We start from the raw sequence: 13,974 nt of genomic DNA on the forward strand, positions 1-13,974 counted from the left end.
CCCCCTATAGAAGAGACAAGCGGATCTACATAAACTCTGCTTCTCGTCCGTAGATTAGATATACAGCTCTTTCCCGCCTAATTATCAGCCGCACGCGCAGATTCTCTGCTATCTCCGGCATCCCCATCCCTGCCAGTTCCCCGGCACACCATTTAACCAGCAGCGGGTCTGAACATGCAGAATGCTGCATATTGCGGATGAATGCGAGCTTCACTTCCTTTTCCGCTGAGCGAAAATAAACCTGTAATTCCTCCAGATCCTCCTCAGCTGTTAAATGATCAGGTATTTCCGCAGAGAGGATTCCCGTTTGTCCGTTCAGCGCCAGAACACCCAAGGTATCATTGGTTGCAACGCGAACGTTCCGCTGGCGCTCCGCACGAAGCTCCTGCTGGTATTGCCAAGCCCGCGGAATCGGCGCAAAATGAAATTGTCCCGCAGCCCATGCGGTTACCTGGGCCTGTTCTCGCCTCCAGCGGTCTCGATCAAACCACTCCGTACTTTCCTGCCCGTCAGTCTGCTCCTGAACAGTTTCGAGATACTCCTCCTCACTGCTAAACTCATCAAGCAGCAGCAATTTATCATAAAAATGCAGACAGAAGAAATCGAACAAATTCCGGGCTACCAGCCGGGTATGCTGAGACTCCATCGGCATAACACGAATAACCGGGGCTTCCGCCAGACTCATGGCAGTCCCAAAATCACTCAGAAACGCAAAGTGTTCTCCATCCGAGCCCGTCCGGGCAAAACTCACAGCATCTACAGGCGTGCAAAAGTAACCTGTGTCACTACGGTCGATTCCCAGATACAGTCCTGTAGGGGGCTCGAGATAAGGAACCTCCGAGGCAATCTCCATCTGCCAGCTCCGGAGCTGTTCAAGCAATATTGGCGTTTGATATCTGTAAGTCATCACGTTCAATTCCTCTCTTCATCTGCACCGTTTTTACTGCGAAGTCACATTATACGTTACAGTCTTTACCTTCCCGTCTGGCAGTGTAGCATAGGTGAATGTCATCACATTGCCCTCCCGCTTCTTCAGCACCAGCATTTTACTCAGAATAAAAGAATCCGATCCATCCGCCTGATCCCATTCCTTGCGGTCTTCGGTACTGATCAACGCCTCGCTCAGATTCGTGCTTAGTCCGCTCACCGTATGAATGGCATACAAGTGTGTGTTTGTCATCAGGCGCACCAGGATCATATCTTCGGCAGCGTACTCGACGGAGAAGTTTCCTTCCGTTCCTGTGATACTCTCCAGGTCAAAGAGCTTCCCTAGACTGCCATCACTGTTAATGTACTGAATGTTCCCACCATCGGTCATGTAGAGCTGGGAAGTCTTTAACAGCGGGGCCTTGACATAGGAAGTGCCGCTGTAGTGATAGTCCATTTGCTTCAAAATTCTGCCGCCTTGAATCAGAGCCTGGTAACCATTGCTGAAGTCATTAAACATCGCATAGTGGTTATCCGTAAGCAGCAGCAGGTCGATTCCCTTTCCGACGCTCTTAATTTCCAGGGCGTGTGTGTACGGCAAATCAGCAAACGGAAGTTCGCCGATCAGCACAGGCTTGCCGGCAGATGAAGCGCTGTAGAAGACATCACCATTTTTTTGCGAGACCCAGTATAGTCTGCCTTGGGCAGAAGCGACCGAATAACGGAGCTCATCCACAATATTCAGGCTGTCGCTGCTTTTGTCGTACACCGTTTTGCCGCCCATTGCACTGACCGCCGACACCAGCGGCACATAAATTTTGCCTTTGAGGATCCGTGGCGCATTGGTCAAGGCTGAAGCTTTACCGTCTATGGTGGAGTTGATCACACCAGCTGTCACTGTAACTTCGCGTCCGGGACGAACGAGCTTAGCAGTCTTTGTGCTCTGGTTCCAGCTAAGGGCATAGCCCATCGTCTGTGCCAGCTGCTGCAGCGGAACAAGCGTAGTTCCCCCCATAACCACCTGGCTGCTCCCGAGTAAAGTCTCTTTGTAATTCAACAGAATATGGCTGTCCGCCGCAGCGGACACGGAACCCGGACTTAAAGCGATCGCTGCCGCCAGAATACCAATTGAAAGCTTCCAATTTCTCATCTCTGCAATCTCCCCTCATCATAGTTATCTTTAATATTGGACGAAGCAGATTGGAAAAAGTTTCTATAAGCGGCACATCCCGCTTTCATATAAAGACACCCCGTCTGCCTGCAGTAACAACTACTGCTGACGGACAGGGTGTCTTCAACGTTTATTGATTAATCAGATAAGGGATTACCGGATAAGAGATCAGGTTGCGGTCTCTGTGTGCAGAAATGATTACGTCGCTGTGTGCGCTCAGAATTCCATTTTGCAGCAGAACCGGCCGGAAGCCGCGCTCACTCGCCCCGTTATAGGTGAATTGGACGCAATGCTCAGCCGAGAAGCCGGAGATAATCAGCAGCTCAACACCATGATCCTTCAAGATCTGCTCCAGCTCCGTCTTCCAGAACGCATTGGAATACTCTTTGGTTACCTTCAGATCACTATCCGATACTTGAACTTCGGGAATGATATTATAATGTTCCTTCGTTGCTTCCTCCATGCCTTCAATATCCTGAATGTGGATGATCAGCTGGTCCTTCGCCCGGAGTATATCCGAGACATAATTGATATATTCACAGGCTCGGTCCAGTGTTTTCTTGTCCACATGCTCCCGCACGTGGATTTCCTGCATATCGATAATCAAATAGCCCAGCTTCATTAAGAACCTCCTTGTATGAAACGTTATGCCGATATCGTACAACATTGCAGGCGTGAAGCCAACGGAAGCAAGAAAAAAAGACCGCTCATTTGAAATGAGGCGATCTTCTGAACGGGCCGATAAAATTCGTTATTCCTTCACGCCTCCGAGTGCTACACCCGCAATAATATACCGGGATAACAGGAAGTAAACCACGAACAGCGGCAGAGATGTCAAAGCCAATCCCATATAGATTGAGCCGAACTCCTGCTTGTAAATATCACCCTTAAGTAAGCTTACCATGATCGGCAACGTATATTTTTCCTTCCTGGTCAGCAGTATCATCGGCATGAACAGGTTATTCCAGTTGGCTACAAAGGCAAAGATCGCCTGTGTCGCTACAGCTGGCATCATCAGCGGCAGGATAATCCGGTTGAATGTCTTGATTTCACCGGAACCATCCACACGTGAAGCTTCTACAATCTCATGGGACAACGTTGCCAGCAGATACTGGCGCATGAAGAAGACTACCGCAGGCGCTGCAATTGCAGGCAGAATCAGCGGAAGGAAGCTATTGGTCCAATGCAGTTTATACATAAACTGATAGAAACCGATTGCGCTGGCCTGGGATGGAATCATCATTACGCAAATAATGAAAGTAAAGAATGGCTTGCGCAGCTTCCATTTATAGGTCACAAGTCCATAGGCGGCCAAGGACGAGAAATAGACTGTGCAAAGCGTTGCAAAAGTGGAAATAATAAATGAATTCATAAATCCTTGCAGCGGATCAAAGCTTTTGTCGAGCAGCACCTGCAGATTTCTCATTAAGTGGGAAGAAGGAAGCAGTGAAAGGCCGCTTTGGATTTCTGGTGTAGAGCGCGTGGCATTGACAAACATGATCCAGAACGGAAGAATACTGAGCACCGCCAAGAGGATACAGATGATATAAATGATTGTCTTGCTTATTTTTGTGTTAACAGCACTGCTTTTCTTAATTTTTTCCATGGTCTACACCTCCCTCACGGCCGCTTTGACAGCTTTTCTATAAGTTTTTTGTGCTTTTTTCAATTTAGCTTCATCACGGTCACGCATCAGGTAGAAGAGGAATCCTGACAGAACCCCGGAAATCACGAACATGATCATGCTCGCTGCTGCAGCGCGGTTGTACAGATAGCTGCCCTTGAACGCTTGCCCGTAGATAAACATAGAAGTGGTGAGGGTAGAGTCATCCGGTCCGCCTGCAAGGAACAGCTGCGGAATATCGAACATAGTCAAACCACCGACCATGGATGTAATCAATGTGAACAATAAAATGGTACGCAGGCTCGGCAGCGTAATGCGGAAGAAGGTCTGGAACCCGTTAGCACCATCAATCGCCGCAGATTCAAAGAGCGCAGGATTGATACCCATAACGCCAGCAATAAGAATGATCATCGTGTTACCGTACCACATCCAGAATTGGATGAACGCCACAATGCCACGTGCCGTTGACTTATCCTGAAGGAAGTTAATCGGTGCGTGGGACCATCCCATCATATCAAAAAAGCTATTCACAGGGCCTACCGGATAGGCAAACAAAGTGCTGAATAGTACGGCGATTGTACTCGCAGTGATAATATTAGGCATATAGAGCAAAACCTTGAACAGGCCTTTACCCTTTATGTTCAGACGCACATTCGTGAACCATGCAGTGAGCAGGAGTGCGAGGATAATCTGGGGAACAAAGTTGAGAATCCAGAGTACTCCCGTATTGATTAGAGACTTCCTGAATGAAGGGTTGTCAAACAGGAGATCTTTGAAGTTTTGAAAAGGATTATCCAGAACGTGGATTGGTTTCGGTATGAGTCCCTGCATATTGGTGAATCCGATGAATGCCGTATATAAAATGGGATACAGCGAGAAAATCAGAAATGCCAGGACAAATGGAAAGGTAAAAATATAGCCGAATTTCGAATAGTTAACACCTTTGCGGCGCATGCTCTCACCTCATATTAATTGATATTAGGGGCGGAAAAACTCGCCCGCCCCTTCTGCTACCGCTTATTCGCTTTCAATGTTAAGCTGGTCTTTAACTTGCTGTTTGAAGGTTTCAAGCGCTTTATCACGGGACTTGTTGCCCGCTGTGTACTCACGTACCTGATCACGCCAGAGCTTATTGATCGTTTCATCGTACTGAGTCAAGTTCTTACCGGAAGCGTTAGCATTAGCTGGAACAAATACATCGAACATATTCTGCCCGCCGAGCAATGGAACTTCACCATTGGATTTGCCCATAACTACGGAGGAAGCTACGCTATCCTTAGTACCTTGCTCGCCTTCCTTCATAGTGCCGTTAGCCCAGTAATATTGGAGGCCTGTTTCGGAAGTATCGAGTGTTACCCATTTGATAAAGTCAGCAACGGCTTGTTTCTTAGCATCATCCTTGGTAACTTGTTGGTTGGCAAGCAACCAAGTACCTCCCCAGAAGAATCCTGTTGGCGGCTCAGTTACAGCCCAGTCGCCGCTTGTATCTTTCACTTGATCTTTCATCGTATAGTTGATGAGCCAAGCAGGACCGAAGAAGCCGAATACCGGTTGAGCGCCTGAACCGGACATATCTGCGAACCAAGCTTCTGTCCAGTCAGTTGTATCGTTGTAATAGCCATTGTCTTTCAGCTTTTTAGAGAGATCCAGGAACGCTTCACGCTTAGGATCAATGTGAAGCTTGCCGTCAACAATCCAGCCTGTGTCTGAACTGTTCTCGATCGGGTGCCAAATGTCTCCGTCACCGGATACCATGCCATAACCCTTAGCTTTTACCTTGGCAGCTGCTTCGAAGAACTTATCCCAACCCGGGCCAATTTCGGTTTTGATTGTAGCAGGATCGTCTGTTCCAAACACATCCTTGGCAAGCGAGCGGCGATAGATAAAGGCACCACCAGTTGCCTGATAGCCAAGACCCTTCAGCTGTCCGTCTTTGGAGCCGATGTCCACGGAGTATTGAGCAATGCCCGCATCCTTAACTAACTGGTCATCCAGACCCAGGTCAGCATAATTAGCGGCATAGCTGGAAGCGTCGCCTTGCGTATACTTGAGCACGAATGCTGATTCAGCTGCATAAATGTCCGGGGCATCTTTACCGCCAGCGGCCAGCGCCTGGTCAAGAGCCGGCTGGTAAGCGCCATCGGTAGTAGCGATTACCGTGGTTTTGAACTCCACATTCGCTTCAGGATGGATTTCCAGATACTTTTTGGTCATGTTCGGAATCTCATCCGTGAAGCTCCAGAGATTGATGGTGACTTTCTCGCCATTGCTCTTTGCCGGAGCTTCGGTAGCGTTTGCAGCCGGGGCTGTAGTTGGGCTTGATGCGTTTGAGTTCGAGTTTGAATTTGAGTTACCGCCGCACGCTGCGAGAGCAGATGACATCACGAGCAATGTGGAGATTCCTACTAAAACACGTTTCATACTTTTCATACTTTGCCTCCCCTTTTTTCTTAATCACTCGGTTTTATGTAACCGCATTCATATTATAGAACCTAGGGACCCCGGACATAAGTCACCTGCCATTGGGAGAAATTCCACTATTTTTGGATTTCACTCCCTATTAGACAAAAAAAGACACCCGGGCCATACCTGGGTGTCTCCATGCTCTCTAATGTTCTATTATTCTAGTTCAGCAGGTTTTGTAATCGTTGTAACCTTGTTGTTCTTAGAATATTTAGCTTCAATTTTTGTAGTATATGTATCTTTCGTTCCGTCCGAAGCCAGCGCATAACTCAGATCAACGGTCAGCTTTTCTGTCTGCCAGGTCTTGGTATTGAGGAACAATTTCCAGGTCGCGCTTTTCGGCTCCAGCGTCTCGCCGTCCCAGAGATTTTCCTGGTCATAGAGGGCAATGAGTCCCTTAGCCGCTGCCGGATCGGTTACCGTAACCTGCAGAACGGTCTGGGTGCCGACAGTAGTGACTTTCATCGACTTTTTAACATTTTTGACCGAATTCAGCATCGATGCAGGATCATACTGGGCTTTGGAATAAAAAGACTCCCATTCCTGCTTCTCCAGTCCGAGCCAATACTGTGCATCAGGATCGATGGGCTCTCCGTCGCCGTCTGTTACTGCATCAGAGCTGCTAACCTCTCCGTCTTCTCCGGTATCTGCGGCTGTATCCTCAGAATCAGCAATAAGTTCGCTTCCGTCTACAAGATAGTAGAATTCCTTATCATTGGCATATAAATCGTAGGATGTTTCCAGTAAACTGATATCCACGCTGCCTGCTGCTGCAAAATTCGGCAGACGGTTGATATCCAGCTTCAGTGTGTTGGTGTTGCTGACCTTCACTCCGCCGGTCTGAATCTCCTGTTTCTTGATTACATCCAGGTGGAAATTCTTCAGCGTTTTGGCAGCTGCCGTTACTTTGCCGATGACTTGATCCACGGTAGGCGGTTTGGCAGCTGTCGCTGCTGCTGAGGCTACTTCAGGACCAGGCATCCAGCCCACCGTTCCTGACAGCAGCAATGCACCCGCAGCCATAATTGTACCTACCGTTTTTGAAACCTTCTTCATGTAGTTCCCCTTTCGGGTCCTTGCGTTAATCATAGATATCCCTATGCAGCCTGGCGATCATGACCTTCTATCTTCGGCTTTAGACCCATGGCTTTGTGTCATCCTCTTTCGGGGATTTTACCTTTAACGCGGACATTTGATTATTGGATTTTAATTGCAGGATGTTTGTCCCTTCATCAATTTACCATGGTTATAATTACCTGTAAAACAAAACCGGTCTTAGTTCCCTGCAACTCAGGACCAAGACCGGTTTGTGGTTTTAAAATACACTTAATGCTATGCTGCGCTATTCTTCTCCCATTCCCACACTGGAAAGGAAGAACTCATATTCAAGGGTTTGCTCGGCCGGAATGGTGTATTCCTTATGCACCGGTGCGCCCCAGCTGTCGTCTCCGCCTACACCCATTTGTCTTCCGGCTACCGTCACTACTGTGTAATGAACCGGCGGGAGCTCAAACGGATGTGAGGCATGCTCCAGCTCAAACGCGGTGTACGGGGACAGGTTACATTCCACCGGTGCAGCTGCCGGAGCCGAGATTTGCAGGCCTATCCCCGCTTCATCGGTAATCTTCACACGGCGTACACCGGTACGGTTACCCGATTCCTGCGGCACGAGATACCTGGACGGCAGCTCCTGCACCTTCCGGCTGAACACACCAAGTCTGGCGCCGAACGCACGGTCAATGTAGTTCTCCTCAGGCCCCATCGCATACCATTCCGACTGATTGTAATCCGCTGACATTTTGAAGGATAAAGCCACGATGGGCAGATCCGGAAGACCGGCAGCACCGGTGTAACGCGTTCTTACCCGGACCGTTCCGTCACCGTAGACGGTATAAGCTGTCTTGAACGCCAGCTCTTCATGAATGCTGAACCGGTAATCGAAGCTTACCGTTACTGCACCTTCCTGCTGCTCAAGGCTGACCTCAACGCATTTGCGGGCCAGGCTTGCCGCATACCAGCTTCCGGCATGGTACCCGAGCTGGGTTCCCTTGTCATTATCGGTAGTCGCACGCCAGAACAGCGGAGCCGGAGGTGCCTCAATCATTTCGTGTCCATGGTAGTTCAGCGACACTAGCGATCCGACCTGTTTGGAGAACAGAACGGTGAAGCCTTCACCGAGGACACCGATCTGCACATCACCTACCACAACCTTAAGTTCACCGGCTGGTTGCTCTGTTACAGTCTCCTCAACAACAAAGACAGATTCGCCAAAGGCAATTTCATATCCCGCTTCAGCCCAAAGCTCTTCTTCCTTCAGTACCAGAGAAGCCTGAATGCTGTATTCGCCCGGAGTTCCTTCCGTATGTGGCAGCTCAATCGGAACCAGCACTTCACTTTGCGGCGCAGCATTGACCTCTGTAGTCCACTTGCCAAGCAGTTCACCGTCACAGTACAGGCTGTACTCCAGTGCCAGATGATCCGTTCCTGCGAACAAGCTTTCATTTATTACCCGGATACCTGTCCGGTCTGGCGCAAGCTTGTAATTCTGATACAGGAATTTGACCTCCTGCATCTTCGGTGTCCACTGGCGGTCGGCATAAACAATGCCGTTGCCGCAGAAGCTGTAATCTGTCGGACGATCGCCAAAATCGCCGCCGTAAGCGAAGAACTCGTTACCATAGCGGTCCTTCTTCAGAATCGACTGGTCAATGTAATCCCAGATGAAGCCGCCCTGGTACATCGGGTACTTATTCTCAAGCTCGGTGTATTTATGCATGCCGCCTACCGAATTCCCCATTGCATGCATGTATTCGCAGCTAAGATAAGGCTTGTCCGGACTAGCGTTCAGATATTCCTCAATGTCAGCCGGCTTGGCATACATCCGGCTCTCCATATCGCTTGTCGCATTGTAATTGCGGTCATAGAACACGCCTTCGTAGTGAACCAGACGGCTGTTGTCCCGGCTGCGGAACCAGTTCGCCACATCCAGAATGACTTGGCCTGCATAGGATTCGTTACCGCAGGACCAGATCAGGATGGACGGATGATTCTTGTCCCGCTCTACCATATTAATCGCACGGTCCAGCACGATGTCATGCCACTTCGGGTCATTGTGCGGAATATTCCAGGACGGCTCAACCGCGCCCATCTTCTGCCAGGAACCGTGCGTTTCAAGGTTCATCTCGTCGATGACATAAATGCCGTATTCATCGCACAGCTCATACCATAATGTCTGGTTCGGATAATGCGAAGTGCGTACGGCGTTGATGTTGCTGCGCTTCAGTGTGCGGATATCCCACAGCATATCTTCGCGCGTGATATTACGGCCAGTGCGGCAGTTGAACTCATGGCGGTTGACGCCTTTGAAGACAATCCGCTTGCCGTTGATGCACATCAGCTTGTTCTTCATTTCGAACCTGCGGAAGCCCGCTTTCTGCACAACGGCCTCCACAACCTCTCCGTCTGCACCGGATAGCGAGATACAAACCGTATAGAGATAAGGATTCTCCGCACTCCAGGTCAGAACATCTGCCACTTCTCCGGAAAGCGTAAGCTCCTGTCCGTTAAAGGTTCCTTCGGTGCTCAGACAGACTTCACCGTCCCGGTCCTTCAGCTCAAGCTTGGCACTGATTGCTTCCTGCGGTGTGTTCAGCAGATGCATGGTTACGTTCAGACTGCCTTTCGTATAAGTATCATCCAGCTCCGCCCGCACCTCAAGATCACGGATATGAGCCTTCGGAACAGTGTACAAATAGACCTCACGGAAAATCCCGGAGAACCGCCAGAAATCCTGATCCTCCAGCCAGCCCCCGGTACTCCGCTTATACACTTCAACGGCCAGTTTGTTTTTGCCCGCCCGCATAAACGGGGTCAGGTCAAATTCGGACGGAGTGAAGCTATCCTCGGCATAGCCGACGAATTCGCCGTTCAGCCAGACATAGAAGGCCGACTCCACACCCTGGAAGGAGATGAAAAGCGGTCCGTTCTCCATATTCTCCGGCAGGCGGAATTCCTTTACATAGCTGCCGACCGGATTATGCTCTGGAGAGATGTGCGGCGGGCGGAGATCAATCAATCCATCCCAGGGGTACATTGTATTGACATATTGCGGCCGGCCGTAGCCCTGCAGCTGAATATGTCCGGGGACCTGAATATTGTCCCAGCCGGTGCAATTATATTCTTCCTTATAAAACGCTTCTACACGGCTCGCCGGATTTGGCGCATAACTGAATTTCCAGCTCCCGTTCAGGCTGTAGCGCATATCCATCGGCGCATCGGCCTCTGCCTCAGCCATATTATTATAGTAACGGTGGTCCGAATGAGCCTCCACCCGGTTTACCTTGAAGGTACCCGGATCTTCCAGCCAGCTCAAGCTTGGAGTAACTGCCAATTTCATTTCCTCCTTCAGAACATATAATTATTTCACTGATCCCACCATACCGGCAACGAACTGCTTCTGCATCAGGAAGAAGACAAGAGCTGTCGGAAGTGTGGAGATGACAACTGCGGCCATAATCACCCCGAAATCTGGAGAGTAGCTCGAGCCTAAGTTGGAGATCAGCAGCGGGATGGTCCGTTTCTCCGGAGTCTGCAGCACGATCAGCGGCCAGAGATAGTTATTCCAGCTGGACATGAACGTAATGATTGCGGCAGCGGAGTAAGTAGTCTTCATCGTCGGAATATAAATTTTGAAGAACAGGCCCAGCTCCGATAATCCATCGATCCGTCCGGCTTCCAGCAGCTCCCGCGGGAACATCTTCGAGCTCTGCCGGAAGAAGAAGATCAGGAACGCCGTAGTGAACGTCGGCAGGACAACCGCAGCGACTGTGTTAACCCCGATAAGCGGAGCAGCAGCCGACAGCTTCGAGAACATTTGATACAGCGGAACCATCAGCGCGGCGAAAGGGATCATCATGGATAGTAATAACAGATTGAAGACCATATCCTTCGCTTTGCTGCGGTAAATTTCAAATCCGTATCCGGCCAGGGAGGCAACCAGCAGGGCCAGAACCGTTGTCGTCAGAGCAATTTTGAGTGTATTCCACAGGGCAGGCACAAGGTTGATGGACTCTGTCAGCTTCCGGATATTGTCAAACAGATGTGTACCGGGTAACATTCTTCCCTGGGTTACGTCCACTGAAAGATTTGTGGCGCTGATAATCATCCACAGAAACGGAAAAATCGAAACAAACGCAACAATGGACAGAAAAACATAAATTGGGGCACGGCGTAAAGTTCTCATTATTTATCATCACCTGCCAGTTTGATTTGAAGGAAGGCCAATATAATGATCATGACTACGATAGAATACGATACAGTCGCAGCATATCCAAAGTCAGGCGTGTACTTGAACGATAGATTGTAAATATATTGGGAAATGGAGAGCGTCGCGTTGCCGGGACCTCCCTTGGTTATATTCATAATTTCATCGAACAGCTGCAGGGTACCAATAGTCGAGGTAATCGACGTAAAGAGAATGATCGGTTTGAGCAGCGGTACGGTAATCGAGAAAAATTGTCTCGGGCCCGAAGCACCGTCAATCCGTGCAGCTTCATAAATGGAACTGTCGATGTTTTGCAGCGAGGAGAGGAAAAAGATCATATTGTATCCCGTCCAGCGCCAGGTAATGGCGATAATAATCGTAACTTTCGCCCAGAAAGGATCGGAGATCCACTGGATCGGTTCAGACAGGATGTGCATGTTCAATAAAGCCAGGTTGATCAGTCCGTCATTTCCAAACAGATATTTGAATACAACGGAGTAAGCTACAAGTGAGGTTACGCAAGGCAGGAAGATCGCAGTACGGAAAAAACCTTTGAAGCGCAGCTTGCTGTCATTCAGCAGTACCGAAATCATCATCGCAAACACGATCATAACCGGCACCTGCACAATCAGGAACAAGAAGGTATTCTTGACGGCGGTAAAAAAGGTTTTATCACTCAGCAGGCGCTTGTAATTCGCTAACCCGTCGAAGTGAAGATTAGCCCCTGCGCCCGTTTTGAACGAGAGCAGCAGTGCCTGAATCATCGGATAGAAATAAAACAGACAGATCATGAGGACGGCCCCGGCAATAAATAACCAGCCGGTAAGCTTAGCGCGGTTGCGTATGGTATGGTTCACAGCTCTCATTCCTTTCTCTATGCAGGCGGAAATCTTGTTAAAAGGAGAATCCGCCGTCCTCCGTCCTGGCACTAGACGGCAGGTAGGAAGGACAGCGGATCAATCAAGTATTACAGTTTCTACTGGATTTGGGACTCAGCCTGGGACTGTGCATCGCTAAGCGCTTTGTCCAGCTCCGTGCCGTTCAGGAAGTTCTGCATTTCAACCTTGAGGATATCCTCAATGGCATATGTGTGCAGGCCGTAGTTTACGTTCGGAATTTCAGCTGTCCATTTGGCAAAGTCAGCGATAATCTTTTGTCCGCCGAAGAATTCATCAGCTGTACCGTAGGCTTCGCCTTCAGCAGCAGGTTTGTATGTTCCTACAACGCCTACATCAGTTACAAGCTTCTGGTACAAAGCAACGTCGGAGCCGAGTGTTGCGCCCAGGAATTTAACCGCTGCTTCTTTGCCGTCATTGTTAAGCACATACCAGGAGCTGCCGCCGAGATTCGAGGCATGTACAGAGTTTGCTGCGTTTTTGAGTTTAGGGAAAGGTACTACCGCCCATTTGCCGGACTGGTCAGCAGAAGCTTTCACCGAAGGTGTAATCCAGTTACCGGTAGGAACGGAGGCAACGTCACCGCTGTTGAAGCCGGCAAGGAACGAGCTCCAGTCAGAGTTGACTTTAACGATATCGGCATTCATCAGCTCTTTGTAGCTTTCAAATGCTTCTTTCAGAACCGCGTTGTCTTTCAGATCAGGTGTTTTACCGTCTTCTTTCAGATACCAGGAGCCTGCAGACTGGATCATCATGCGGATCAGCCCCAGATCGTTAGGGTCCTGGGTCAGCATGGCTTTGCCTGTTTTGGCTTTAACGGCTTTACCGATTTCAATGTACTGCTGCCAGTCGATATCCTGAAGATCGTCAACGGTATAGCCTGCTTCCTGCAGATAATCTGTGCGGACATAGAGGCCTACAACACCGGAGTCAAACGGTACGCCGTATTGCTTGCCGTTAAAGCTGGTTGGTCCGAGCTTGTATTCGGCGAAGTCAGAAGTTTTAATAGCATCTCCCAGTTCCTGAAAAGCGTCTGGATACGTTTGCAGGAAGCTCTGTGCACGGTAATCTTCAATCAGAACGATGTTAGGCAGACCGGAAGCGGACCCGGAGTTAAGTCCTGTGTTCAGCTTCTGGATAATGTCATCCTGCGCATATTCAACAACTTCGATTTGCGCATCCGGATTTTTGGCCACATAAGCGTCCTTAGCCAGATTCATTGCAGCGATGTTGAAGTTTTTGTCCCATGCCCATACGGTGATTTTCTGGTTTCCGCCAGCTGCATTTCCTTCAGCTCCGGTATTAGCCTGATTATTGGTATTAGCGTTGCTCGAGCAAGCTGTCAGAAGTGTAAATCCGGCGAGCAGAAGAGCGGTAGCTTTTTTCTTCATGATGTAGATCCCCCTAACATGTATTTGAAAGTGCTTTCTTTTAAAGAATATCATCCCGGGTGCTCATTTCGTTAGAAATGATTTTAGTTAAAATAGTGATAATATTGTTTACTGTATCCGCTTCCACGACCCGCGGATTAGCATTATTTTTCCCCTTTCGCACTTTTTTTAGGTGAAACAGCCCTCGCAGATGCAAGAAGCCGGCGCCGGTATGCGGCGCCGGCTTGCGGCGTAGCTGT

The 13,974-nt window shown here is 49.3% G+C and carries 11 protein-coding genes and 1 riboswitch; all 11 genes read right to left on the reverse strand.

Annotation, left to right across the window (positions count from 1 at the left end; genetic code table 11):
- Positions 1–25: 25 nt before the first annotated feature.
- Positions 26–910, reverse strand: coding sequence for a hypothetical protein (locus tag JRJ22_RS25775; protein ID WP_206102123.1), 885 nt, complete (start codon positions 908–910; stop codon positions 26–28).
- Between the two features lie 30 nt (positions 911–940).
- Positions 941–2,077, reverse strand: coding sequence for a copper amine oxidase N-terminal domain-containing protein (locus JRJ22_RS25780; RefSeq protein WP_206102124.1), 1,137 nt, complete (start codon positions 2,075–2,077; stop codon positions 941–943).
- A gap of 151 nt (positions 2,078–2,228) precedes the next feature.
- Complete coding sequence (locus JRJ22_RS25785; protein ID WP_206102125.1) at positions 2,229–2,720, reverse strand: cysteine hydrolase family protein; 492 nt, start codon at positions 2,718–2,720, stop codon at positions 2,229–2,231.
- A gap of 129 nt (positions 2,721–2,849) precedes the next feature.
- A complete protein-coding gene (locus JRJ22_RS25790) occupies positions 2,850–3,704 on the reverse strand; it encodes a carbohydrate ABC transporter permease (RefSeq protein WP_206102126.1) in 855 nt (284 codons plus the stop codon).
- Between the two features lie 3 nt (positions 3,705–3,707).
- Positions 3,708–4,676 (reverse strand): carbohydrate ABC transporter permease, encoded by a 969-nt coding sequence (locus tag JRJ22_RS25795; protein WP_206102127.1) that lies wholly within the window; start codon positions 4,674–4,676, stop codon positions 3,708–3,710.
- A 63-nt stretch (positions 4,677–4,739) separates the two neighbouring features.
- A complete protein-coding gene (locus JRJ22_RS25800) occupies positions 4,740–6,152 on the reverse strand; it encodes an ABC transporter substrate-binding protein (RefSeq protein WP_206102128.1) in 1,413 nt (470 codons plus the stop codon).
- Positions 6,153–6,341: 189 nt separating this feature from the next.
- Positions 6,342–7,241: a DUF6612 family protein gene (locus JRJ22_RS25805; RefSeq protein WP_206102129.1), complete on the reverse strand. Its 900-nt coding sequence runs from the start codon at positions 7,239–7,241 to the stop codon at positions 6,342–6,344.
- Positions 7,242–7,282: 41 nt separating this feature from the next.
- Positions 7,283–7,373: riboswitch (cyclic di-GMP riboswitch) on the reverse strand.
- A gap of 154 nt (positions 7,374–7,527) precedes the next feature.
- The gene (locus JRJ22_RS25810) at positions 7,528–10,581 is read right to left on the reverse strand and encodes a beta-galactosidase, LacZ type (protein WP_206102130.1); all 3,054 of its coding nucleotides are present in this window, start codon (positions 10,579–10,581) and stop codon (positions 7,528–7,530) included.
- A gap of 21 nt (positions 10,582–10,602) precedes the next feature.
- The gene (locus tag JRJ22_RS25815) at positions 10,603–11,427 is read right to left on the reverse strand and encodes a carbohydrate ABC transporter permease (protein ID WP_206102131.1); all 825 of its coding nucleotides are present in this window, start codon (positions 11,425–11,427) and stop codon (positions 10,603–10,605) included.
- Positions 11,427–12,314, reverse strand: a complete 888-nt coding sequence (locus JRJ22_RS25820) for a carbohydrate ABC transporter permease (protein WP_206102132.1) — start codon at positions 12,312–12,314, stop codon at positions 11,427–11,429. The genes JRJ22_RS25815 and JRJ22_RS25820 overlap by 1 nt, the downstream gene beginning before the upstream one ends.
- Positions 12,315–12,424: 110 nt before the next feature.
- Positions 12,425–13,735, reverse strand: coding sequence for an ABC transporter substrate-binding protein (locus JRJ22_RS25825; protein ID WP_206102133.1), 1,311 nt, complete (start codon positions 13,733–13,735; stop codon positions 12,425–12,427).
- Positions 13,736–13,974 lie beyond the last annotated feature (239 nt).

This window comes from Paenibacillus tianjinensis (genome assembly GCF_017086365.1).
In the GTDB taxonomy this organism is placed as follows: Bacteria; Bacillota; Bacilli; order Paenibacillales; family Paenibacillaceae; genus Paenibacillus_AQ; species Paenibacillus_AQ tianjinensis.